We start from the raw sequence: 20,875 nt of genomic DNA on the forward strand, positions 1-20,875 counted from the left end.
GAATCAAGGAGGTTCCCCATGAGCCGCTCCGACGTCCTCGTGGACGCCGACTGGGTGGAGGCTCACCTGGACGATGCGAATGTGGTTCTCGTCGAGGTCGACGAGGACACCTCGGCATACGACAAGGGCCACATCCGCAACGCCGTCAAGATCGACTGGAAGAAGGACCTCCAGGACCCCGTCCGCCGCGACTTCATCGACCGGACCGGATTCGAGGCGCTGCTCTCCGAGCGCGGCATCGCCAACGGCGACACCGTCGTCCTCTACGGCGGCAACAACAACTGGTTCGCCGCCTACGCCTACTGGTACTTCAAGCTGTACGGGCACGAGAGCGTCAAGCTCCTCGACGGCGGCAGGAAGAAGTGGGAACTCGACTCCCGCGCGCTGGTCGAGGAGGTCCCGCAGCGCCCGGCGACCCAGTACACCGCCAAGGAGCAGGACACCTCGATCCGGGCGTTCCGCGACGAGGTGGTGGCCGCCATCGGCACCAAGGACCTGGTCGACGTCCGCTCGCCCGACGAGTTCACCGGCAAGCTCCTCGCGCCGGCGCACCTGCCGCAGGAGACCTCGCAGCGCCCCGGGCACATCCCGACCGCGCGCAACATCCCGTGGTCCAAGACCGCCAACGAGGACGGCACGTTCAAGTCCGACGAGGAGCTGCGCGGACTCTACAGCGAGGCAGGCGTCGACCTCGACAAGGACATCATCGCCTACTGCCGCATCGGCGAGCGCTCCTCGCACTCCTGGTTCGCGCTGCGCGAGCTGATCGGCGTCCCGAACGTGAAGAACTACGACGGCTCGTGGACCGAGTACGGCTCGCTCATCGGCGTCCCGGTGGAGCTCGGGGAGGGCGCATGAGCACGGGAGCGGGCTGCGGAGCGCCGGTCGGCGGGGTCGCCCTCGCCGACGCCGACGGCGACCAGGCGGTCATCCAGGGCGTGGTCACCCGCGACGGCGAGCCGCTGAGCGGAGCCTACGCCCGACTGCTGAACGACTCCGGCGACTTCGTCGGCGAGGTCGCCACCGGCGCGGAGGGCACGTTCCGCTTCTTCGCCGCCGACGGCGACTGGACCGTGCGGGTCCTCGCGTCCAAGGGCTTCACCGGCGAGTACGCGGTGCGGGCGCAGACCGGCGCGATCGCCGAGCTGGCCGTGCTGGCCTGACCCCGGACGCCGGGATGCGGCGCCGGTACCGGGAGGGGGTCCGGTACCGGCGCCGCGCCGTGCGCGCCGTGCGCGCCGTACGGCGGGCGGCCCGAAACTCCCTTTTCGGCGCGGCGTAGGGTGAACGGGTTCGCCCCGGCCCGTCCGGGGACGCCCGGATCCATGAACGCCCCCAATGACGACTCTGATCTTCGGTGCGGTGCTGACCGCCGCGCTGCTGCACGCGGTGTGGAACGCCATCGCGCACGCCATCACCGACCGCCTCGTGGGGTTCGCGCTGATCGGTGCGGCGCAGGCGGTGTGCGGCGCGGTGCTCGCCGTGTTCGCGGGCCTGCCCGCGGCGGCGGCCTGGCCCTACCTGCTGGTGTCGGGGCTGCTGCACATCCTCTACCAGGGCTTTTTGATGCTGTCCTTCCGCCTCGGCGACTTCGGGCAGGTCTATCCGCTGGCGCGCGGCATCGCCCCGTGGGCCGTGGCGCTGGGGGCGGCGGCCTTCCTCGGCGAGTCGCTGTCGCCCATGCAGCTCAGCGGGGTCCTGGTGGTCTGCGCCGGGCTGACCGCGCTGGTCTTCGCCGGGGGGCGGCCCGGGCGCGCGCAGCTGCCGGCGCTGGCCGCCGCCGTCACCACCGGCCTGATCATCGCGACGTACACCGTGGTCGACGGTTTCGGGGTGCGGTCATCCCATGACCCGATCGCGTACACGGCCTGGCTGATGCTGCTGGAAGGCCCGTTCTTCCTCCTCGCCGCGGCCGCCGTGCGGCGGCGCGCGCTGTGGTCCCAGGTCCGCCCGGTGCTCGCGGTGGGGGTCACCGGCGGGGTGCTGTCGACGCTCGCGTACGGGCTCGTGCTGTGGGCGCAGACCCAGGGCGCGCTCGCCGGGATCGCGGCGCTGCGCGAGACCAGCGTCGTGTTCGGGGCGGTGATCGGCTGGCTGTTCCTGAACGAGCGGTTCGGCCGGATCAGGGCGGTCTCCGCTGTCGTGGTGACGGTGGGGATCGTGCTGCTGAGCCTGTGAGTCGGGCGCCGTCGGCGGCCGTCGCCACCTGGGGAAATACCGCAAAGTCGTGACAACTCGCCTACCGCCTGACAACATGCCCAGGTACCGGATGACGCACGTGAGGGCGGTGCCCGCGGCGCCGCCCCGCCGAGGCGCGCGGGGGTGACAGGAGGAGATGTCGTGGCCGACGCGCGGTCGCAGGGACCGAAGCGCTCCGAGTCGACTCTCATCGGCTGGCGGCACGAGGTGCTGGTGCCCGAGCCCGGGCCGCCGCCGCGGCGCCCCGCACCGGCCGAGCGCGAAGGCGTCAGCAGCGAGTGGATCGAGACCCAGCGTCGCACCGAGGCCGACACCAACCGCCCGCTGACCATCCTGCTGGGCGCGCTGGGCGTCCTGGCCGCCGTCTTCCTGCTGCTGTGGCCGCTGCGGATCCTGCCGGGCATCCTCGCTGTGCTGGGCAGCCTGGCGTGCCTGCTGGTCGCCATCCCGGTGCTGGTCGCGCTGTCGCAGGGCCGCCACGTCGTCCGCGAACGGCTCACGGCCGAGGAGCGCCGGCTCACCGACGCGCGCGCCGAGAAGGACCGCGAGCTGCGCGAGCTCCAGGAGGAGCACGCCAGGCGGCACAACGAGTGGCAGACCCGCAAGCGCACCTTTGAGGCGCAGCCCCGGTGGTTCGGCCTGGGCGTCCCCAAGGGCACCGGGCAGGTCGACGTGTTCGGCGGCAGCGACGCCGGCTGGTCGGCCGCCGTCACCTCGATCGGCGGCTCGCTGCTGCGCTCCGGCGGCGACCTCACCGTGGTCGACCTCTCCGGCCGCGCGGTGGCGGCCGACCTCGTCGCCCTCACCCAGAAGAGCGGCGTCATGCCGCGCATCTGGGTGCTGCCCGTGGACCTGCCGCGGATGAACCTCGGCCTCAACCTCGACACCCGGCAGCGGGCCGCGATCCTCGCGCAGGTCATCTCCGCGCTCGACCCCAAGTCCGACCTTGCCGACGACAACGAGCTGTTCGACCGGCTGCTGCGGATCCTCGGCCCCAAGGCGGGGGTCGCCGAGATCATCGGGGCCCTGCGGGCCCTCGTCTCGGCGTCCGGCGAGGGCGCGGCGGAGCAGGACGACCCGTCGCTGCTGCTCCTCAGCGCCGACCAGCGGGCGCGGGTGCAGGCCGAGTGCGGGGACGACCGCGCCGTACTGGAGCGCGCCTGGCGGCTGGAGCAGCGGCTCACCCCGTTCGAGGGCCTCGGCAGCCGCGCAGAGGACGAGCCGTACGCGCAGGTCAAGGTGATCGCCACCGACCGCAGCGCTGGCGACGTCGCCGGGCGCGCCTACGGCACCTACACCGTGGCCGCGCTCAGCGAGCTGCTGGAGCTGCGCGCGCGGCGCGGCGACCAGCCCCTGTCGTGGGGGCACACCATCGTCATCTGCGGCGCCGACACCCTGCCCCACTGGCACCTCGAACTCCTGGAGGGCGCGGCGCGCAGGGCCGGGTTCGGCGTGGTGCTGATGTACCGCCGGATACCGGACGACCGCACCGTCTGGCCGGGTTCGGCCGAGCGCATGCCCGTGCTGATGCGCCAGCCCGACACCGAGTCGGCGGAGCGTGCGGCGGCCCAGCTCGGCGGGGAGCACGCGCCGCCGGTGCACCGCCTGACCGAGGTCATCGGCGAGGCGCTCAGCGACGCCATCGCCGACAGCTACGTCGGCGACCCCGCGTCCAGCATCACCATGCCCATCCCCACCCGCTACGTCGCCCGGTCGGTGGCCCCGCTCGACCTCGCCCGCAACCTGCGCGCGGTCTCCACGTGGGGGCGCGCCACGGCGCAGGCGGCCGAGATCGACGACGCCGCCGACTCCGGCGCCGCCGGCCGGGTCCGCGGGCTCCGCCTCGACGCGCTCGGGCTCCGCTCCCTCCCGCCGACCGCCATGGTCGTCCTCGACGGCGGCACCGCCGTGGTCGCCGACGCCAACCCCGGCATCCTCACCCTCCCGACGGCGACCCTGGCGACCGTCGCCGAGAAGCGCGAGGAGGCGCCGGCCGCGCCGCCGGGGCCCGGCCCCGACGACGGCGCGCCCGCGAACATCGGGCCGCCGCCGGAGCGGCTCGACTGGCGGCGCAGCAGCGCGTGACGGCGTGCGGTGTACCGATACCGGCACAAGGGCAATAGGCTGGGCCACGACCATCCGAGCGGCCCGCGGCCCCCTGCCGCGGCTTCCGGGTGCGAGTCTGGCGGCACTTCTTTTCCGGCAGCACTGTTTTTTCTGGCAGCACTGTCCCAGCGGATTGCGTGTGGAGAGATCATGAGCGAACTTCCTCTGCGTGCCCAGTTCGCCGCGGCCCTCGGCAAGGGTGCGGCGTCGCTGTCACGCGCCACCGGGCGCGGCGACGGGTCGGTCATCGGCGGCAAGATCGCGCTCAAGGTCGAGCCCGAGCTGCTCACCAAGCTGGCGCGCGGCAAGCGTCTCGCGCTGGTGAGCGCCACCAACGGCAAGACCACCACCACCCGCCTCATCGCCTCGGCGCTGCGCGAGTTCGGCGACATCGCGACCAACGAGCACGGCGCGAACATGCCCACCGGGCACATCACGGCGCTCGGCGCCAACCCCGAGGCGACCGTGGGCGTGCTGGAGGTCGACGAGAAGTACCTGCCGGGCGTCCTGCGCGACACCCGGCCCGCCGTCGTGGTGCTGATGAACCTCAGCCGCGACCAGATGGACCGCGCCTCCGAGATCAACCTGCTCGCGAAGAAGTGGCGCGAAGCGCTCCAGTTGAGCGAGACCCACGTCATCGCCAACGCCGACGACCCGCTGGTCGCGTGGGCGGGCCTGGGCGCCCGCAACGCCACCTGGGTGTCGGCCGGGCAGCGCTGGAAGGAGGACTCCTGGTGCTGCCCCGAGTGCGGCGGGCACCTCAAGCGCGAGCCCGACCCGTACTGGGAGTGCCCCGAGTGCGGGCTCCGCCGCCCCGAGACCGTCTGGGCGGTCGACAACGCCCGCGACACCGTCACCGGCCCCGGCGGCGCGGCCATGACCCTGGCGCTGAACCTCCCCGGCGACGCCAACCGCGCCAACGCCGCCATCGCCCTGGCCACCGCCGCGGCGTACGGCATCACCCCCGAGGTCGCGCTGCCGCGGCTGCGCGAGATCACCTCCGTCGCCGGCCGCTACACCTCGGTCCACACGCAGGGCGTCGAGGTGCGGCTGCTGCTGTCGAAGAACCCGGCCGGCTGGCTGGAGTCCTTCGCCGTCCTCGACCCCGCCCCGGTGCCGGTGATCCTGTCCGTGAACGCCCAGATCCCCGACGGCAAGGACACCTCCTGGCTGTGGGACGTCGACTACACCGTGCTGCGCGGCCGCAGGGTGTTCGTCATGGGCGAGCGCCGCACCGACCTCGCGCTGCGGCTGGAGACCGACGACGTCGCCTTCGAGACCGCCGACCGGGTCGACGCCGTGGTCGCCAAGCTGAAGTCCGAGCGCCCCGACGCCGCCAAGGTCGACGTCATCGCCAACTACACCGCCTTCCAGCAGATCCGCACGGCCTACGGCCGCGTGCAGTAGGAGCCACCGTCATGAGCGACACCAGCAGCAGGCTGCGCATCGTCTGGATCTACCCCGACCTGCTCAGCACCTATGGCGACCAGGGCAACGTCCTGATCCTGCGGCGCCGCGCCGAGCAGCGGGGCATCCCGACCGAGATCGTGCACGTCCACTCCAGCGACTCCGTCCCCGTCGAGGGCGACATCTACCTGCTCGGCGGCGGCGAGGACCGCCCACAGATCCTCGCGGCCGAGCGCCTCATCGCCGACGGCGGCCTGAAGCGCGCGGCCGCGCGGGGCGCGTGCGTCTTCTCGGTGTGCGCCGGGTACCAGATCATCGGCGAGACCTACGGCGACGACGACGACAAGCCGCTGCCGGGCGTCGGCATCATCGACATCCGCAGCGGGCGCGGCGCGACCCGCGCGGTCGGCGAGATCGTCGCCGACGTCGACCCGTCCCTCGGTGTCGGCCGCATCACCGGCTTCGAGAACCACCAGGGCCGCACCGCCATCGGCGCGCAGGCCACGCCGCTGTCGACCACCGTCAAGGGCATCGGCAACGACGACCACACCGAGGGCGCCTACCAGGGGCAGGTCCTCGGCACCTACCTGCACGGCCCGGCGCTGCCGCGCAACCCGGCACTCGCCGACCTGCTGCTGCGCTGGCGGGTCGGCGAGATCCCGCCGCTGCCGCCGTCCTGGGGCGAGACCCTGCACGAGGAGCGCCTGGCGGCGGCCCTGTAGGCACCCGCATCACGGCCGGGGCCGGTGCGCGCCACTGCGGCGCGCACCGGCCCCGGCCGTTGTCAGTCGGCGACGTGCAGCCGGCGCGACAGCGCCACGGCGGTGATGGAGACCGCGGCGGTGCCCATGAGGTAGACCGCGAGCGGCAGCCACGAGTCGTGGAACGCGCCCATCAGCCAGGTGCCGATGAGCGGCGCCGTGCCGCCGGCCAGCGCCGCGCCCACCTGGTACCCGAGGGTCACGCCGGTGTAGCGCACCTTGGTGGTGAAGATCTCCGAGCTCAGCGTGCCGAGCGTGGCGGTCACCGGTGGCCAGCAGACGCCCAGCGCGATGACCGTCGCGCCGAACAGCGCCCAGGTGGTGCCCAGGTTCAGCAGCACGAAGTACGGCACGGCGAACAGGCCGATCAGGACGGCGCCCGTCTGGTAGACCGGCACCCGGCCGAAGCGGTCGGAGAGCAGGCCCATGAGCGGGATCATGGCCGTCGCGGCGACCGCGCCGACCGTGACGGCGTTGAGCACCGTGGTGTCGGAGAAGTCGAGGGTGCCCGTCGCGTAGCTGACGACGAACGTCCCGAAGATGTAGAACGGCGCGGTCTCGACGACCTTGGCGCCGATCGCGACGAGCACGGAGCGCCAGTGCAGCCGGAAGGTGTCGATGATCGGCAGCTTCGAGACGGTGCCGGACTCCTGCGCCGCGCGGAACGCCGGGGTCTCGTCGATGCCCGACCGGATCCACAGGCCCACGAGGACCAGGACGATGCTGGCGATGAACGGCACCCGCCAGCCCCAGGTCGTGAACTGGTCGGCGGAGAGCAGCCCCATGACGGTCAGCGAGAGGCTCGCCAGGAGCATGCCGATGGTGACGCCCATCTGCGGCACGCTGCCGAACAGGCCGCGGCGTTCGCGCGGCGCGTACTCGTAGGCGAGCAGCAGCGCCCCGCCCCATTCGCCGCCGATGCCCAGGCCCTGGATCAGCCGCATGAGGATCAGCAGGATGGGCGCCCAGACGCCGATCTGGGCGTAGGTGGGCAGCAGCCCGATCAGCACCGTCGCGCCGCCCATCAGCGACAGGGTGATGACGAGCGTCCGCTTGCGCCCGATGCGGTCGCCGATGTGGGAGAAGATCAGCCCGCCGAACGGGCGCACGAAGAAGGTCAGGGAGAACGACAGGTAGGACAGCATCAGCGACACGACGGGGTCGCTGGCGGGGAAGAACAGGGTGTCGAAGACGAGCCCCGCGGCGGTGCCGTAGAGGAAGAAGTCGAACCACTCGATGGCGCTGCCGGTGACACTTGCCGTGATGACGCGCGCCTGGGGGCGGCGAGAGGTCGGTGCGGCCGCACTCATGCGGGCCTCCTGTTCGCGGGGGAGGGAGTGGGGGCGGGGCGGCGGGGGTCCGCGGGGCGTGCCGCGAGGGGGCGGTCCCGCGGTGGTGGCGCCTCCCCGGGCGCGGTCCAGGGGGCGGGTGGCGCCGAGGAGGCGCCGCCACCGCATGTCAGGGCGTTACGGGGACCGTAGGTGCGCCGGATCGGCCCGGCATAGGACCGGCCGCACAATAATTGGTTGAAATTTTGTTCAGGCGACCAACCGTGTTCATCGGCGCACACTATTGACTTATCAAATACTAGATTGGTTAACTCAAATATGGAGCTCGCACTCTACGACCGCATCCGGAGCGATCTGGAGGCGAAGATCTCCTCGGGGGAATGGCCCCCCGGCACCCGGGTCCCCACAGAGGCGGAACTGGGCCGCAGCTACGGTGTGAGCCGCGTGACCGTGCAGAGGGCGGTGCAGCAACTCGTCCAGCAGGGACTCGTGGTCCGCTACCGGCGCAAAGGCTCCTTCGTCGCGCAGGCGGTCCCGGAACGCAACCTGCTCGGTCTCGCCAACCCGCTGAACGCGGGCCCCGAGATCGAGGGACGGCACATCGTGTCCGACGCGCGGGTGATCCCCGCGCGCGACGCGGCCGCCCGCCTGGCGGCCCCCGGCGTCGACGACGACGCCCCCGTGGTGCAGCTGCGGCGCACCAAGCTCGACACCGCCGAACACCCCATCGCCACCGAACTCGCCGTGATCCCCTTCGCGCTCGCCCCGCGCCTGCTGGACGAGCCGCTGGAGGACCTCACGACGATCGCCTACCTCCGGCGGACCGGCGTGCCCGTCCACCGGTCCCGCATGTACGTCGAACCCCGCGTGCTCACCGGCGAGGAAGCCGATGCCCTGCGGAAACCGCCCGGTACGCCGGTGTTCCACCTCAGGAGGCACCTCTGGCTGACCGACGGGCGCGCGGCGGAGACCTTCGAATCCCTGCTGCTGCCCGGCGCCAGCCCGTTCTACATCGAGCAGTCACTCTCCGAGGGCGCACACCCCTCGGACTAGCAGCGAGGAGATCGGCCCTTGCCCACCCAACACCCGCCCCGCGTGGCGATCGTCGGCGCCGGCACCATCGGCACGATGGCGGCCTGGCGGCTGGCCGCACGCGGTGCGCAGGTCCTCGCCTTCGACCACTTCGCGCCGGGACACGACCGCGGCGCGGCGGGCGGCGAGTCCCGCATCTTCCGCACCGCCTACATGGAGGGACGCGGCTACATCCCCGCGCTGCGCAGCGCGGCCGGGCTGTGGCGCCGGCTCGAACAGGAGACCGGCACCTCGCTGCTGCGGATGTGCGGCGCGATGACCATCGGCGCCCCCGACGACCCCGCCATGCGCGAGCTCCGCGCGGGGGCCGAGGAGCACGGCCTCGACCACGAGGTCCTCGGGCCCGTCGCAGCGGCCGACCGGTATCCGCAGCACCCGCTGCGCACCGGCGAGACCGCCTTCCTCGACCCGGCGGCCGGGGTGATCCGCCCCGACCTCGCACTGATCGCCGCCGCCCGCCGCGCCGCCGAACTGGGCGCCGCCATCGCCGGGTACACGCCCGTCACCCGCATCGAGCCCCGCGGCGGCGGCTGGATGGTCAGCACCGGCGACACGGCCCACGACGTCGACGCCGTGGTGCTCGCCCCCGGCGCGTGGGGCGCGGCCGAGGGCCCGGCCCACGCGATGCTGGCCGGGTTCGGGCTGGTGGCGCGCCAGATCACGCTGCACTGGTTCCCCGCTCGCGACCCCGGCGCGCTCACCCCCGAGCACAATCCCGTCGTGATCCGCGTGGGCGACCCCGCGTACTCGTGCTTCCCCGTCATGGACGGGGTCTCGGTCAAGGTCAGCACGCACAGCGCGCCCCGGCCGGACGTCGGCTCGCCCGACGGCCTCGCGCGCAGCTCGACACCCGAGCTCCTCGCCGCCACCCGCGCCATCGTCCGGGACCACCTGCCCGCGCTGCACCCCGACCCCGTCCGCATCGCCGCCTACGCCGACGCCTTCACCCCCGACGGCCACGCGGTGCTCGGCGCGCTGCCGGGGTCGCCCGGCCTCTATGCCGCTGCGGGGTTCTCCGGGCACGGCTTCAAACTCTCGCCGCTGTTCGGCGACGCGCTCGCCGACCTGGTCGTCGACGGCGCCACCCGGCACGACATCTCCCGGCTCGACCCCGCGCGCAGGCTCTGACCGGCGGCCGCGCCACCCCGCTCAAGGCGCGCGGGGGCCGGACCCTGCCCCGCCCCCTCCCCGCTCGCGCACCCGCCCGCCATGCCGCGCCCCCGGCATGCCCGAAAACCGGGACCAGAACATGACTGACAACCCCTTAACGCTCACAATGATCATCGGCTCCGCGCTGGTCGTGCTGGCGGCCGGCGCCGCCATCGCCTTCTACGTGGGCCGCCGCGCCAAGACCTCCGACGACTGGATCGTCGGCGGCCGCAGCCTGCCGCTCCGTGTCGTCGTCTTCAGCCAGTTCGCCACCGCCTCCGGCGGCGGCGTGCTGGTCGCCCACGTCGGCATCGGCTACGCGTGGGGCTGGTCCGTCATGGCGTACGAGGTCGCCTGCATGGTGGGCCTGCTGCTGCTCGTCGTGCTCGCCAACTGGCTGCGCGAGCAGAAGTTCGACACGGTGCCGCAGGTCATCAGCCGGCTCTTCGGCCTGGACAAGCGGGTCGTCGTCATCGCGGCCCTGTGCTCCATCGTGGTGCCGTTCGGCTGGCTGGCGACCCAGTTCGTCGCGTTCGCGCAGCTCTTCGCGCAGATCACCGGCATCTCGATACCGGTGCTCATCGCGGTGATGGCGGTCGCCTCGCTGCTGTTCGTCCTGCCCGGCGGCCTGCTCTCCGTCGCCTGGTCGGACTACATCTTCGGCGTCTTCATGCTGATCATCACCCTCTTCATCGTCGGCTACGCGCTGTACATGGTCGGCGGGTGGGGCGGGATCACCGCCTCGGTCCCCGAACGGCTGTGGTCGCCCGGCTCGGTCACGCTCGTGGGGTGGGAGACGATGGTCCTGTGGGCCTTTGCGATCATCCCTGGCACCCTCACCAACCAGCTGTACTACCAGCGCGTGTTCGCGACGAAGAACGTCGCCATGGTCCGCAAGAGCCTCGTCATCAGCGCGTTCATGACCCTCATCGCCGGGGTGTACGCCGGCGTCCTCGGACTGGTCATCCGCGCGATGGGCGCCGACTTCTCCGTTGCGGAGCGCGAGCAGGCCGCCGGCTGGTACATCACCCAGCTCCCGGTGTGGGTCGCGGCGGTGTTCGCCGCGTTCCTCGTGGCGACCATCGTCTCCACGACCTCCAGCGCGCTGCACTCGGTGGTCACCAACCTGGTGCGCGACCTCTACCAGCAGGTCCGCGGCGGGGTGCGGCCGGAGCGGGAACTGGTGCGGATGTCCAAGCTCCTCACCGTGGCGGTCACCGCAGCGGCGGCGGTCCTCGCCATCACCTTCCCCACCGCGCTCGACTGGCTCGTGGCGACCTACGCCTACTCCGCGGCGTCCCTGGCGGTGCCCCTCTTCGTCGGGTTCGCCCTGCGCTCCCGGGTCCGCCTGACACCGTTGATCGCGCTCGCCGCGATGGGCGGCGGCGTCATCGGGAGCGCGGTGGCCCAGATCGCCGGGACGACCGTGCCCTACGCGGTGTACGGCATCGCCGCCTCCCTGGGGTGCATGCTCGCCGCCATCGCCATCGGCAGGATGTCCGGGCGGGGCGGCGCCCCGGTCCCGTCCGCCTGACCGCACACCCGCAACCGCAACCGAGCGAAAGGGAACGACCGTGCACATCGCCGTCATCGGAGCAGGGGCCGTGGGCCTCGCGATCGCACGCGAACTGGTGCGGGAGGGCGCCCGGGTCACCGTCCTCGAACGGCGGCACCCCGGGGCGGGGACCAGCGCGACCTCGTTCGCGTGGATCAACGCCCACCTCAAGCGCCCGGCGTCCTACCAGGCGCTGAACCGGGCCGGGCTCCTTGCCCACCACGCGCTGCACAACGACCTGACGGAGGGGCCGCGCTGGTTCGTGCCCACCGGCAACCTCGAATGGGCCGCAGACCCCGCCCACGCCACGGCGCTCACCGCAGCGGCGGCGGCGGTCGAGGAGCAGGGCGGCACCGTCGAGCGGCTGACCGCCGACCAGGCCCGCGCGCTCGAACCGGGCGTGCGGATCCCCGCGGGGGTGGAGTCCGCAGTGCTGTTCGCCGACGAGGGCTACGTGCTGCCGGGGGAGTTCCTCGGCCGCCTCCTCACCGACGCGATCGCCGGCGGCGCGGAGCTGCGCGCACCCGCCGAGGTGCGCGCCATCGACGCCGGCGCCGACGGGGCCCGGATCACCCTCGCCGACGGCACGGAGTTGGCCGCCGACGCGGTCGTCACCGCGGTCGGCCGCTGGACCGAGCCGCTGCTCGCGGACGCCGGCGTGCACGTGCCCATGGCCGACCCCGACGCCGCGGGCGGCGCGACAGTGGGCTACCTCGCCTACACCGCCCCGGCGCCCGTGCGGCTGAACCGCGTCCTCACCACGTCGACGCTGAACGTCCGCCCCGACGGCAACGGGCGGCTGGTACTCCAAGGGCTGGACCTCGACCCCGCGGCCGACCCCGGCGCGGCCCAGCAGCCCGGACCCGGTTCACCGGTCGCGCGGACACTGCGCGACCGCCTCGCCGAGACCGTCGTGGGCGGCGAGTACGCCGAGATCGAGCAGGTGCGCGTGGGACAGCGGGCGCTGCCCGCGGACGGCCTCACCGTGTGCGGGTTCACCGACGACCGGCGCACCCTCTACACGGTCGCCACGCACAGCGGGATCACACTCGCCCCGGCGCTCGCGCCGATGGTCGCGGCCGAGGTGCTCGGCGGCAGCCCCGCCGGACTCCTCGCCGACTTCCGGCCCACCCGGTTCACGCCCGGGCGGCGCCCCGGCACGCGGCTGGCGCAGGCGCGGCTGCCGGGCGAGCAGTGACCGCCGCGGTGCGGGTCAGCGCGGCCGCCGCCGCATGTCGATCTGCGCGTTGGCGCCGGTGTCGGGGCTGACGACGACCTCCTGCGCGGCGGCGATCCCGTTGACCGTGAACTCCGCGTCGACCGGGGTGTTCCGCTTGACCAGGCCGAGCCCGATGGGGCCGAGTTCGTGGTGCCGGGCGGAGGAGCCGGCGAAGCCCACCGTGCGGCCCCCGGACTCCAGCGCGGCCCCGCGCGCGGGCAGCCGCTCGGCCGTGCCGTCGAGGTGCAGCATGACCAGGCGGCGCGGCGGGCGGCCCACGTTGTGGATCCGCGCGACGACCTCCTGGCCGGGGTAGCAGCCCTTGTCGAGGTGCACCGCGGGCCCCACCCAGCCCATCTCGTGCGGGATGGCGCGGGGGTCGGTGTCGAGGCCCAGGCGGGGGCGGTGCGCGGCGATGCGGGCCGCCTCGTAGGCCCACAGCCCCGCCGGGACCACACCGGCGCCGGTGAGGGTGTCGGCCGCGGCGCCGAGGGAGTCGGCCGGCAGCAGCAGGTCGGTCTCGGCGTTGGCGGCGTCGTCGCGGACGGGTGCGTCGCCGAGGAGGCCGGCCGCGCGCAGCGCCGCTGTGCCGCTCCCGCGGTCGGGGCCGCTGAGGGTGAGCACCGCGTAGCGCCCGCTCAGGTCGTCGACCTCGACGCGCATCATGAACCGCATGGAGTCGAGGAACCGCGCGAGCTCGGCGCCCGTGCCCGGCTCGGTGTGCGCCCACAGCGCGGCGCCGTCGTCGACGATCGACATGTGGTGCTGGACACGCCCGTTGGCGTCCATGACCAGCGACTCGGTCACGCCCTCGGCCGGGCTCAGCCCGGTCAGGTGCTGGCTGGTCATGCTGTGCAGCCAGCTCAACCGGTCGGGGCCGGTGACCCGGACGACGCCGCGGTTGCTCCGGTCGGTCCAGGCGGCGCCGCGCTCCATGGCGCGCCCCTCCTGGGCGGGCGCGCCGTAGTGCGCGGCGACATCGGAGTCGGGCTCCTCAGCGGCGACCGCGCCGGACAGGGTCAGCAGCGGAGAGTTCATACCCCTGAGCCTATGCGGCGCGCCCGCCCGCGCCGCGGCCGCCCGGGGGGTCCGGCGGGGGGCGGGAAAAGGGCGGCGGAAAAACATTTGCCCCTGCCGTCGCACAGCGCGTAGCGTCGCAGACAGCAGGAAAGGAGGTGGTCCGAACAGTGATTTCTCATCGGACTTGCGAGGTGTCCGTCCGCTAGGGCGCGATGCTGATTGCGGAGTCGCTCTGGCGAATCCACATCTGGACACCCAGGCCCTCGGGCGACCGGACTTGTCCGCCGGTCCTCCGCCACCCGGCGGAGAGCACGCCCGGGGGTCTGCCCATGCCCGCGGCTACTCCGCGTTCTCCACCCGCTTCTCCACCCGCTTCAACTGGGCCGACATGAACGACTGGAGCTTGTGGCCGTTCGCGGCGAGGTCCCACGCGTAGCCCAGGGTCTCGCGGTTGTCGCCGAACAGCCCGTAGAGCCGGTGCCCCGCGGTGGCCTCCAACCCGGTCTCCGTGTGCAGCACGGCGTCGGTGGTCAGCTCCACCCGGTTCGCGAACACGTTCCCCAGGTACACCTCGTTGTAGCCCTCGGGGTGCACGAACAGCGCTTCGATGTGCACGGCGGGGACCTCGGGCGACCCGCTGTCGGCGCCGCCCTCGGGGCGCATGCGCCAGTACCCGGACTCCGAGGCGACGTACTCGCCCAGCGCGCCGTCCTCGGTGAGGCGCCAGACCCTGCTGCGGTAGCTCAGGCAGGGCCCGACATCGGGCGTGAACTCGACCTCCTGGCCGAACTGGAACTCCGGCACCTCCGGATACCCGGCGACGCCGACCCCTTCCCAGCGGCCGATCAGGAACGACAGTTTCTCCAGATCAGGATGAAGCTCAGGCTGCATAGTCATCGAGACTAGCCGCGGGCGGGCGGTGCGCCGACCACCGCGCCCGCACCGCCGGGCGCCGCACGGCACCAGAGCGCCCGCCGGGCATCCGGCGTTATCCATCCGTGATTCACGGGGCGGACGTCCGCGCCCGGTACGACTGGAGCCAGGGCAGCGGACCCGCCGGGACACGGCCGGAAGTGCGGCGGATCACCGCGTCCCGCGCCCCTCTTCCGTACTCGACGGCACCCGGTGTCCTGCGAACCTGGTAGAGAGGACGACGAACGCCGCCGCCCGGGGGAGAACACCGACACACCCGCGGTCCGATCCGGCGGCAGGGTACGGACGGAAAAGAGGCGGCCTGCGATGCTGGCAATCGGGACGGCCCTCCTACTCGGCGCGGCGCTCCTGCTCGCGGCCGCACTGGTCGCGGGGCGCCGATGGACGCTCCGCAGCCACCTCGCCGAACTCCGGCCGAAGGCGATCGCCACCCGGGCCGGCCGGCAGGTCAGCCTGTACGGCGAGGTGCTGCCGGGACCCGGCGGCGCCATCGAGTCGCGGCTGGCCGGCGCCCCCTGCGTGTGGCACGCGCACGAGGTCCTCCGGCACTTCCGGCAGGTGGCGCCCGGACGCGGCGGCGACGGTGAACGGGGCTGCGACTCCATCGCCGACTACGGCTCCACCGACCTGTTCGCCCTGGCGGGCCCCGGACGAGCCGAGCGCGACCCCGCCCGGCTCCTCCTGGTCGACCCCGAGGACGCCGAGTTCGTCAAGGTCGACATGTGCCTGCAACGGATCGTGGGGCGCCCGCAGCGCGGCGTCGCGGCGCAGGCCGACGACCTGCTGGCGCGGGTCAAGGGCCGCATCTCGGGTGTCTTCCGCGGCGAGACCATCGAGTTCGAGTACCGCGAGTGGATCATCCGCTCCGGCGAGCGGGTCGTCGTCCACGGCCAGGTCGCGATGCGCGAGGGGCGGCCCGTCCTCGTCGCGCCGCCCGACGCCCGGCTGCGCATCGAGGTGGGCGGGGCCGCCGAGACCGGCGAGCGCCCGACACCCGCCACCGCGCTGATGCTCGGCGCCGCCGCCATCGCGTCCGCCGGCTCCGGCGCCACACTGCTGCTCCTCTGACCCCTGCGCCGCTGCCCCCTGCTCCCTGCTCTCTGGTCCCGTGCGGCTCCGATCCCGCGCAGCCGCTACGCTGACCCGCATGGATCGGGTACTGGTGATCAAGGCCACAGCGGGCGAGGACTCCCCTGAACGGTGCAACCAGGCGTTCACGGTCGCCGCGACCGCGGTCGCCAGCGGGGTGCGCGTCTCACTGTGGCTGACCGGCGAGGCCTCATGGCTCGCCGTCCCCGGCCGCGCGGCGGCGTTCACGCTGCCGCACGCGGCCCCGCTCGACGACCTCCTCGCCGGGGTCCTCGCCGGCGGCACGGTCACCGTGTGCACCCAGTGCGCGGCCCGGCGCGACCTCACCGAGGACGCCCTGGTCGACGGCGTCCGCATCGCGGGCGCGCCGTCGTTCGTCGAGGAGGTCACCCAGCCCGGAGTGCAGGCGCTCGTCTACTGAGCCGCCGCCGCGGCGCGGTTGTCGACCTCCACGATGACGGTGAACGGACCCTCGTTGGTCAGCTCGACCGCCATCTCGGCGCCGAACACACCGGTGCCGACCGTCGCGCCGAGCGCGCGCAGCTCCGCCACAACGGCGTCCACCAGCGGCTCTGCGACCGGACCCGGGGCGGCAGCCTGCCACGTGGGACGGCGCCCTTTGCGCGCGTCGCCGTAGAGGGTGAACTGGCTCACGACGAGCAGCGGCGCGCCGATGTCGGAGCACGACAGCTCGCCGGGCAGCAGGCGCAGCGTCCACAGCTTGCGCGCCATGGCCGCAGCCTCGGCGGCGGTGTCGGTGTGGGTGACCCCGACCAGGGCGAGCAGCCCCGGCCCCTCGATGGCGCCGGTGACCTCGCCGGCCACCGTCACCGAGGCGCGCGCCACCCGCTGCACGACCGAACGCATCGGCAGGGGCCTCCTTTCCCGTGTGCCGCGGGCCCCGCTACTTGAGGGTCTTGAACTGGCGGCTGTTGGAGATGATGCCGGACAGGGTGAGGCTGAACATCGTGATCGAATCGGCGAAGTCGCTGATCCGCCACTCCTCGGGGCCGTGGTACCAGGGAAGGTCGTCGCGGTCGAGCTCCTCGGCGCCGGCCCGGGCCAGCGCACGCGCCCAGTGGTCGACGTTGTCGAAGATGATCGCGTAGGGCAGGTACCGCGAGAACAGCTCGACTCGCCGGCCCTCGTCCACGGGGATGTCCTCTGCCGCGGCGCTGTGCAGGAACCGGCTGAAGCCCAGGGTGTGCGCGTACACGGCGCTGCCCAGCTTCGTCTTCGCCGGCATGTACTGCGCGCCGACCGTCACCGCCGCCCCCGCGATGATCACCGCGAGGCCGGTGAACGCCGCGTGTGTGAACACCGCGAGCAGCGCCGTGAGCGCCACCCCGGCGAGCGTGATGGTGATGCCCGTCCCGGTCCACCGGTTGCGTTCGAGGTTGGGGCTGCGCGCGAACCACTTGAGGCGGACCATGTCGCGGTACATCTCGTCGCGGACGGCGGCGAGCTCCTCGGTGAACCGCTGCGCCCGCTCGCTGCCCTCGGTGTCGCCGGCGCCGTTGAGCTGCGAGACGCGCACGGAGCCGCCGTCGCGGAACAGCGCGGTGAGCAGCAGCCGCTCGTACTCCAGCAGCTCGTCGGGCGGCTCCTCGGTGTCCCCGTCGTCCCTGCCGCCTTCGGGATCGTCGGGGTCGTCGGCGTCCCCGGTGCCCGTGTCCTCGACGCCTCCGGTGTGCTCTGCGCCCTCGGGACCCTCGGTGTCCCCGCCGCCCCCGCCGCCCTCGGCTCCCGCGGGCCCGCCCGTGGCGGTCAGCTCCCAGTCGACGGCGCTGAACTGGCGGTGGGACAGCTCCCGGATCTCCAGGTGGCCGCGCACGGCGAGGTCGACCACCGTCGCGGTGATGTCGACGACGTCGGCCTGCTCGTCGATGAGCGTGCCGATCTGGCCGGGGTGGACGTTGTCGGGCGGGTGGAAGCGCATACGGCCGCGGCCCGCCCGCCGGAGGGGCGGGGCCTCGCCGTTGGCGGCCTCGGCGCGCAGCGCGCGCTCGTCGCGGCTGCGCACTCGGATCAGCGCGACGAGCCCGCCGACCAGGACGACCAGCACCAGCCCGAACACGGTCGTCGTCGCAGGGGTGATGGCGAACGCCGAGTTCACCGACCACACCCGGTCGAGGATCGCCTCGCTGTTCATCGTGCCGGCCGGGTAGCCGACCACGATGCTCAGCTGCTGCCCCGGTTCCAGCCGCGCCTGGGTGAACCGCGCCACCACCGCCTCGTGCCCGCCCATGTCCGAGGACGTGCAGTAGATGGAGCTGCGGGGGTCGCCGGCGGCGCACGCCAGTGCCACCGGTGGGGCGCCGGCGTCGACCTGCACGGTGGTCGTCTCGACGGGGGCGCTGTACCCGCCCACCGCCGCCCACTCCAGTTCCTGCCGCTGGCCGACGCGGTCGACCCCGCCGCGCACGTCATAGCGCAGCGTGACCTGTTCGGCAGGGGCGAACCGCATGGTCAGGGTGTTCCCGGTGGTGTCGACGTCGACTTCGACGGGCTTGCCGTCGCCGTCCTCGGCGCTGACACCGGACACCGCGTAGCGGCGCTCGTGGTCGGAGTCGTAGGCCGTGCGCACGACGAAGGTGCGGGTGAACTCCTCGGGCGGCTCCCCGCCGAAGAAGAGCGACTCCTCGGCGCTCATGACGCCGCCGCGGTCGAGGTCGAGGGTGACGTCGTTGGTGACGGCCCCGCCGGAGCCGCCCGAGCCGGCCCCCGAAGGGCCGTCCTGGGCCGCCGCGAGGGCGGCGGGGCCTGCCACGAGCGCCGCGGCGGCGATGACCGCGCCGGCGGCACGGCGCGCCGATCGAACCGTCCACATGGCGAATGAGCCTATCTGTTCACTGCGCGCCGAGTACGTCCTGATCACGGATCGGCGGCGGGGAGGAGCGCCGCGCGCCGGCAACCGCCATAATCGAGAGGTTGGGCCGAATATCGGGCATCGGGAAGCGGGGTGGCAGGCGGGTATGCCGGAGCGGGGACACGGTGCGGTGCGCACGTACGGGCGGCGCGGCGGCCGCCGGCTCCCGCCGTACGCGCAGAAGCCCCGGCAGCGGCTCGGCCTCGGCGTCATGAGCGTGCTCGTCGTCGGCCTCGGCGCGCTGGGATTCGCGGCGTTCCTCGGTGTCGCGGCCCTTTTCGACGGCGACAGGGCGCACGCGTCGGGCGCCGACCCGCTGACCCTCCGCCCGCCGCAGGCCGCCGGCACCCCCGACGAAGGCACCGGCGAAGGCGGCCCCGACGCGCTCGGCCAGAGCCCGCTGTACTCCGCCGGAGAGCTCGCCGAAGCCGAGTGCCCCGCCCCGAAGCTCGACGCCGAGGACTCCGCGTCGATGGAGCGCTACCTGCACCGCATGACCGACTGCCTCGACACCGCGTGGCAGACCGAGTTCGAGCAGCGCGACCTCGCCTACAGCGCGCCCACCCGCGTCTACTGGACCAGGTCCGGCAACAGCCCGTGCGGCGAGTACCCCGCCAACGGCTCGGCCGCGTTCTACTGCCCGTCGAACAAGGGCCTCTACCTCGGCGTCGAGGACATCGTCGCGTCGAGCGACGGTGTGGAGCACCCCGAGGCGTACACCTTCCTCCTCGGCCACGAGTACGGCCACCACGTGCAGTCCGAGGCGGGCATCCTCGACGGCTTCCGCAAGGCCCGCGGCGACGCGGCCGACGGCGAAGGGCGCGACAACCTGACCCGCCGCAGTGAACTCCAGGCGAACTGCCTGAGCGGGGCGTTCCTCGGGGCCGCGCGCAAGAGCTTCCCCATCGGCGGCCGCGAGCGGGCGAATATCCTCGAAGACGCCGGGCGCCGCAGCGACCGCGACACCACGGGCCGCGAGCACGGCACACCCGGCAACGCCGAACTGTGGACGAAGCACGGAATGGACCGCCGCGACCCCGCGGCGTGCAACACCTGGCAGGCAGGGGAGGAACTGGTCGAGTGATGTCGATCCCGCGCCACGGCCGCATGTCCCCGGTCGGCCGTGCGGCGCCCGGCGTCCGGGCCGGCTGAGGGCGGCAGGGGGCGCCGGTGGCGGCAGGACACGGTGGCGACGGCGGGCGGCGCGAGCGCGCCGCCCGCCGCGACGCGTCCCTGCGGTCCGGACGCGCCGCCCTCCTCACCTCGCTCGTGGTCCTCGCCGTGTCGCTGGCGGTCCTCGTGTGGTCGGTGAGCGGCCCGGGCGCCGCGCTCGTGCAGTGGGGCGGCGGCCCGTCCTCGGCGAAGGCGACGGGCGGGACCGCCTCGCCGGGGTCCTTCGCCGAGGACGGGCACCGGGGCCTGCCCGGCGGCGGCGCGCCGTCGGGCGGGGGAACCGGCAGGCCAACCGGGGAGGACGCCCTCGTCGACAACCCGCTCTACGCCACCGGGCGGCTCGCCCCGCTCCCGTGCCCGGCGCCCGACCTCGACGTCACGGAGTCCGCGTCGATGAAGGCGCTGCTCGACACCGTCGCCGACTGCCTGGACCACACCTGGGCGACCCAGTTCGCGCGGGCCGGGATCCCCTACGACCCGCCGCAGCGGGTGTTCTGGGAGGTGCCGGGGACGAGCCCGTGCCGCGACTACCCGTCGAGCGCGGGAGCGTTCTACTGCCGTGCCAGCAAGAGCATCTACATCGGCACCAGCGACGTCGTGCGCAAGTGGAACGGGGTCGAGGACCCCGCCGTGTACGCGTCGCTGCTCGCGCACGAGTACTCCCACCACGTGCAGGGCGAATCGGGGCTGCTCGACTACTACCACGAGCAGCGGCGCAACGAGGCCGACCGCAGCGTGCAGAACTCCTGGACCCGCAAGAGCGAGCTCCAGGCCAACTGCATGGCGGGGGCGTTCCTCGGAGCGGTCCGGGTCAGCTTCCCGCTCGGCGACGCCGAGCGGGCGAACGTCCTCGACGACGCGGCGGCGACGGCCGACCGCGAGGGCAGCTCCGACGACGAGCGCACCCACGGCTCGGCCGACAACAGCGTGCGGTGGATGGACCACGGGATCGCGAAGCAGGACCCGGGGGTGTGCAACACCTGGAGCGCGGCGGACGACCTCGTGCAGTAGCGC

Annotated in this window: 19 protein-coding genes; 14 read left to right on the top strand and 5 right to left on the bottom strand. The window is 73.4% G+C overall.

What is annotated here, in order from left to right; all coding sequences use genetic code 11:
* Positions 1-18: 18 nt before the first annotated feature.
* The 6 genes from CLV63_RS06680 (at position 19) to CLV63_RS06705 (ending at position 6,434) form a co-directional block, all read left to right on the top strand.
* Positions 19-858: a sulfurtransferase gene (locus tag CLV63_RS06680; RefSeq protein ID WP_106581992.1), complete on the top strand. Its 840-nt coding sequence runs from the start codon at positions 19-21 to the stop codon at positions 856-858.
* Entirely contained in the window at positions 855-1,163 is a 309-nt protein-coding gene (locus CLV63_RS06685) for a DUF1416 domain-containing protein (protein WP_106581993.1), read from the top strand. The genes CLV63_RS06680 and CLV63_RS06685 overlap by 4 nt, the downstream gene beginning before the upstream one ends.
* Before the next feature lie 175 nt (positions 1,164-1,338).
* On the top strand, positions 1,339-2,178 hold the full coding sequence (locus tag CLV63_RS06690) for a DMT family transporter (protein ID WP_106581994.1): 840 nt from the start codon (positions 1,339-1,341) through the stop codon (positions 2,176-2,178).
* A gap of 162 nt (positions 2,179-2,340) precedes the next feature.
* Positions 2,341-4,284 carry a hypothetical protein gene (locus CLV63_RS06695; RefSeq protein WP_245928619.1) on the top strand — a complete coding sequence of 648 codons (1,944 nt, stop codon included), beginning with the start codon at positions 2,341-2,343 and terminating at the stop codon, positions 4,282-4,284.
* 171 nt (positions 4,285-4,455) lie between these two features.
* Positions 4,456-5,712, top strand: coding sequence for a MurT ligase domain-containing protein (locus CLV63_RS06700; protein WP_106581995.1), 1,257 nt, complete (start codon positions 4,456-4,458; stop codon positions 5,710-5,712).
* Positions 5,713-5,723: 11 nt separating this feature from the next.
* Entirely contained in the window at positions 5,724-6,434 is a 711-nt protein-coding gene (locus CLV63_RS06705; protein ID WP_106581996.1) for a type 1 glutamine amidotransferase, read from the top strand.
* Positions 6,435-6,496: 62 nt separating this feature from the next.
* On the opposite strand, the gene CLV63_RS06710 is transcribed toward CLV63_RS06705, so the two are convergent.
* Positions 6,497-7,783, bottom strand: coding sequence for an MFS transporter (locus CLV63_RS06710; protein WP_106581997.1), 1,287 nt, complete (start codon positions 7,781-7,783; stop codon positions 6,497-6,499).
* Between the two features lie 297 nt (positions 7,784-8,080).
* Between CLV63_RS06710 and CLV63_RS06715 the strand changes: the two genes are divergently transcribed.
* The 4 genes from CLV63_RS06715 (at position 8,081) to CLV63_RS06730 (ending at position 12,756) form a co-directional block, all read left to right on the top strand.
* On the top strand, positions 8,081-8,815 hold the full coding sequence (locus CLV63_RS06715; protein WP_106581998.1) for a GntR family transcriptional regulator: 735 nt from the start codon (positions 8,081-8,083) through the stop codon (positions 8,813-8,815).
* A gap of 18 nt (positions 8,816-8,833) precedes the next feature.
* Positions 8,834-9,982 (top strand): N-methyl-L-tryptophan oxidase, encoded by a 1,149-nt coding sequence (solA, locus tag CLV63_RS06720; RefSeq protein ID WP_106581999.1) that lies wholly within the window; start codon positions 8,834-8,836, stop codon positions 9,980-9,982.
* 121 nt (positions 9,983-10,103) lie between these two features.
* The gene (locus CLV63_RS06725) at positions 10,104-11,537 is read left to right on the top strand and encodes a sodium:solute symporter family protein (protein WP_106582000.1); all 1,434 of its coding nucleotides are present in this window, start codon (positions 10,104-10,106) and stop codon (positions 11,535-11,537) included.
* A gap of 40 nt (positions 11,538-11,577) precedes the next feature.
* The gene (locus CLV63_RS06730) at positions 11,578-12,756 is read left to right on the top strand and encodes an NAD(P)/FAD-dependent oxidoreductase (protein WP_106582001.1); all 1,179 of its coding nucleotides are present in this window, start codon (positions 11,578-11,580) and stop codon (positions 12,754-12,756) included.
* A gap of 15 nt (positions 12,757-12,771) precedes the next feature.
* On the opposite strand, the gene ygfZ is transcribed toward CLV63_RS06730, so the two are convergent.
* Both ygfZ and CLV63_RS06740 read right to left on the bottom strand, forming a co-directional pair.
* Complete coding sequence (gene ygfZ / locus CLV63_RS06735) at positions 12,772-13,815, bottom strand: CAF17-like 4Fe-4S cluster assembly/insertion protein YgfZ (protein ID WP_106582002.1); 1,044 nt, start codon at positions 13,813-13,815, stop codon at positions 12,772-12,774.
* Positions 13,816-14,136: 321 nt separating this feature from the next.
* Complete coding sequence (locus tag CLV63_RS06740; RefSeq protein ID WP_106582003.1) at positions 14,137-14,688, bottom strand: nitrobindin family protein; 552 nt, start codon at positions 14,686-14,688, stop codon at positions 14,137-14,139.
* A gap of 348 nt (positions 14,689-15,036) precedes the next feature.
* On the opposite strand from CLV63_RS06740, the gene CLV63_RS06745 reads away from it, so the two are divergent.
* The gene (locus CLV63_RS06745; RefSeq protein ID WP_106582004.1) at positions 15,037-15,798 is read left to right on the top strand and encodes a hypothetical protein; all 762 of its coding nucleotides are present in this window, start codon (positions 15,037-15,039) and stop codon (positions 15,796-15,798) included.
* Between the two features lie 79 nt (positions 15,799-15,877).
* The gene (locus CLV63_RS06750) at positions 15,878-16,240 is read left to right on the top strand and encodes a DsrE family protein (protein ID WP_106582005.1); all 363 of its coding nucleotides are present in this window, start codon (positions 15,878-15,880) and stop codon (positions 16,238-16,240) included.
* Here the strand turns inward: CLV63_RS06750 and dtd are convergent.
* Both dtd and CLV63_RS06760 read right to left on the bottom strand, forming a co-directional pair.
* Positions 16,234-16,686, bottom strand: coding sequence for a D-aminoacyl-tRNA deacylase (dtd, locus tag CLV63_RS06755; protein WP_106582006.1), 453 nt, complete (start codon positions 16,684-16,686; stop codon positions 16,234-16,236). The two genes, CLV63_RS06750 and dtd, sit on opposite strands and share 7 nt — an antisense overlap.
* Before the next feature lie 37 nt (positions 16,687-16,723).
* Positions 16,724-18,649 (bottom strand): DUF2207 family protein, encoded by a 1,926-nt coding sequence (locus CLV63_RS06760; protein WP_170134160.1) that lies wholly within the window; start codon positions 18,647-18,649, stop codon positions 16,724-16,726.
* Between the two features lie 145 nt (positions 18,650-18,794).
* On the opposite strand from CLV63_RS06760, the gene CLV63_RS06765 reads away from it, so the two are divergent.
* Both CLV63_RS06765 and CLV63_RS06770 read left to right on the top strand, forming a co-directional pair.
* Positions 18,795-19,772: a neutral zinc metallopeptidase gene (locus CLV63_RS06765; protein WP_106582115.1), complete on the top strand. Its 978-nt coding sequence runs from the start codon at positions 18,795-18,797 to the stop codon at positions 19,770-19,772.
* Positions 19,773-19,858: 86 nt separating this feature from the next.
* Positions 19,859-20,872, top strand: coding sequence for a neutral zinc metallopeptidase (locus CLV63_RS06770; RefSeq protein ID WP_394339748.1), 1,014 nt, complete (start codon positions 19,859-19,861; stop codon positions 20,870-20,872).
* The last annotated feature ends 3 nt before the right edge of the window (positions 20,873-20,875 follow it).

It is taken from the genome of Murinocardiopsis flavida, assembly GCF_003014485.1.
Taxonomy (GTDB): Bacteria; Actinomycetota; Actinomycetes; order Streptosporangiales; family Streptosporangiaceae; genus Murinocardiopsis; species Murinocardiopsis flavida.

What these genes read in the sequence shown, in the direction of transcription:
- CLV63_RS06680 (WP_106581992.1), top strand. Translation starts at nt 19, where the DNA reads ATGAGCCGCTCCGACGTCCTCGTGGACGCCGACTGGGTGGAGGCTCAC.
- CLV63_RS06685 (WP_106581993.1), top strand. Translation starts at nt 855, where the DNA reads ATGAGCACGGGAGCGGGCTGCGGAGCGCCGGTCGGCGGGGTCGCCCTC.
- CLV63_RS06690 (WP_106581994.1), top strand. Translation starts at nt 1,339, where the DNA reads ATGACGACTCTGATCTTCGGTGCGGTGCTGACCGCCGCGCTGCTGCAC.
- CLV63_RS06700 (WP_106581995.1), top strand. Translation starts at nt 4,456, where the DNA reads ATGAGCGAACTTCCTCTGCGTGCCCAGTTCGCCGCGGCCCTCGGCAAG.
- CLV63_RS06705 (WP_106581996.1), top strand. Translation starts at nt 5,724, where the DNA reads ATGAGCGACACCAGCAGCAGGCTGCGCATCGTCTGGATCTACCCCGAC.
- CLV63_RS06710 (WP_106581997.1), bottom strand. Translation starts at nt 7,783, where the DNA reads ATGAGTGCGGCCGCACCGACCTCTCGCCGCCCCCAGGCGCGCGTCATC.
- CLV63_RS06715 (WP_106581998.1), top strand. Translation starts at nt 8,081, where the DNA reads ATGGAGCTCGCACTCTACGACCGCATCCGGAGCGATCTGGAGGCGAAG.
- CLV63_RS06725 (WP_106582000.1), top strand. Translation starts at nt 10,104, where the DNA reads ATGACTGACAACCCCTTAACGCTCACAATGATCATCGGCTCCGCGCTG.
- ygfZ (WP_106582002.1), bottom strand. Translation starts at nt 13,815, where the DNA reads ATGAACTCTCCGCTGCTGACCCTGTCCGGCGCGGTCGCCGCTGAGGAG.
- CLV63_RS06740 (WP_106582003.1), bottom strand. Translation starts at nt 14,688, where the DNA reads ATGCAGCCTGAGCTTCATCCTGATCTGGAGAAACTGTCGTTCCTGATC.
- CLV63_RS06745 (WP_106582004.1), top strand. Translation starts at nt 15,037, where the DNA reads ATGCTGGCAATCGGGACGGCCCTCCTACTCGGCGCGGCGCTCCTGCTC.
- CLV63_RS06750 (WP_106582005.1), top strand. Translation starts at nt 15,878, where the DNA reads ATGGATCGGGTACTGGTGATCAAGGCCACAGCGGGCGAGGACTCCCCT.
- dtd (WP_106582006.1), bottom strand. Translation starts at nt 16,686, where the DNA reads ATGCGTTCGGTCGTGCAGCGGGTGGCGCGCGCCTCGGTGACGGTGGCC.
- CLV63_RS06760 (WP_170134160.1), bottom strand. Translation starts at nt 18,649, where the DNA reads ATGTGGACGGTTCGATCGGCGCGCCGTGCCGCCGGCGCGGTCATCGCC.
- CLV63_RS06765 (WP_106582115.1), top strand. Translation starts at nt 18,795, where the DNA reads ATGCCGGAGCGGGGACACGGTGCGGTGCGCACGTACGGGCGGCGCGGC.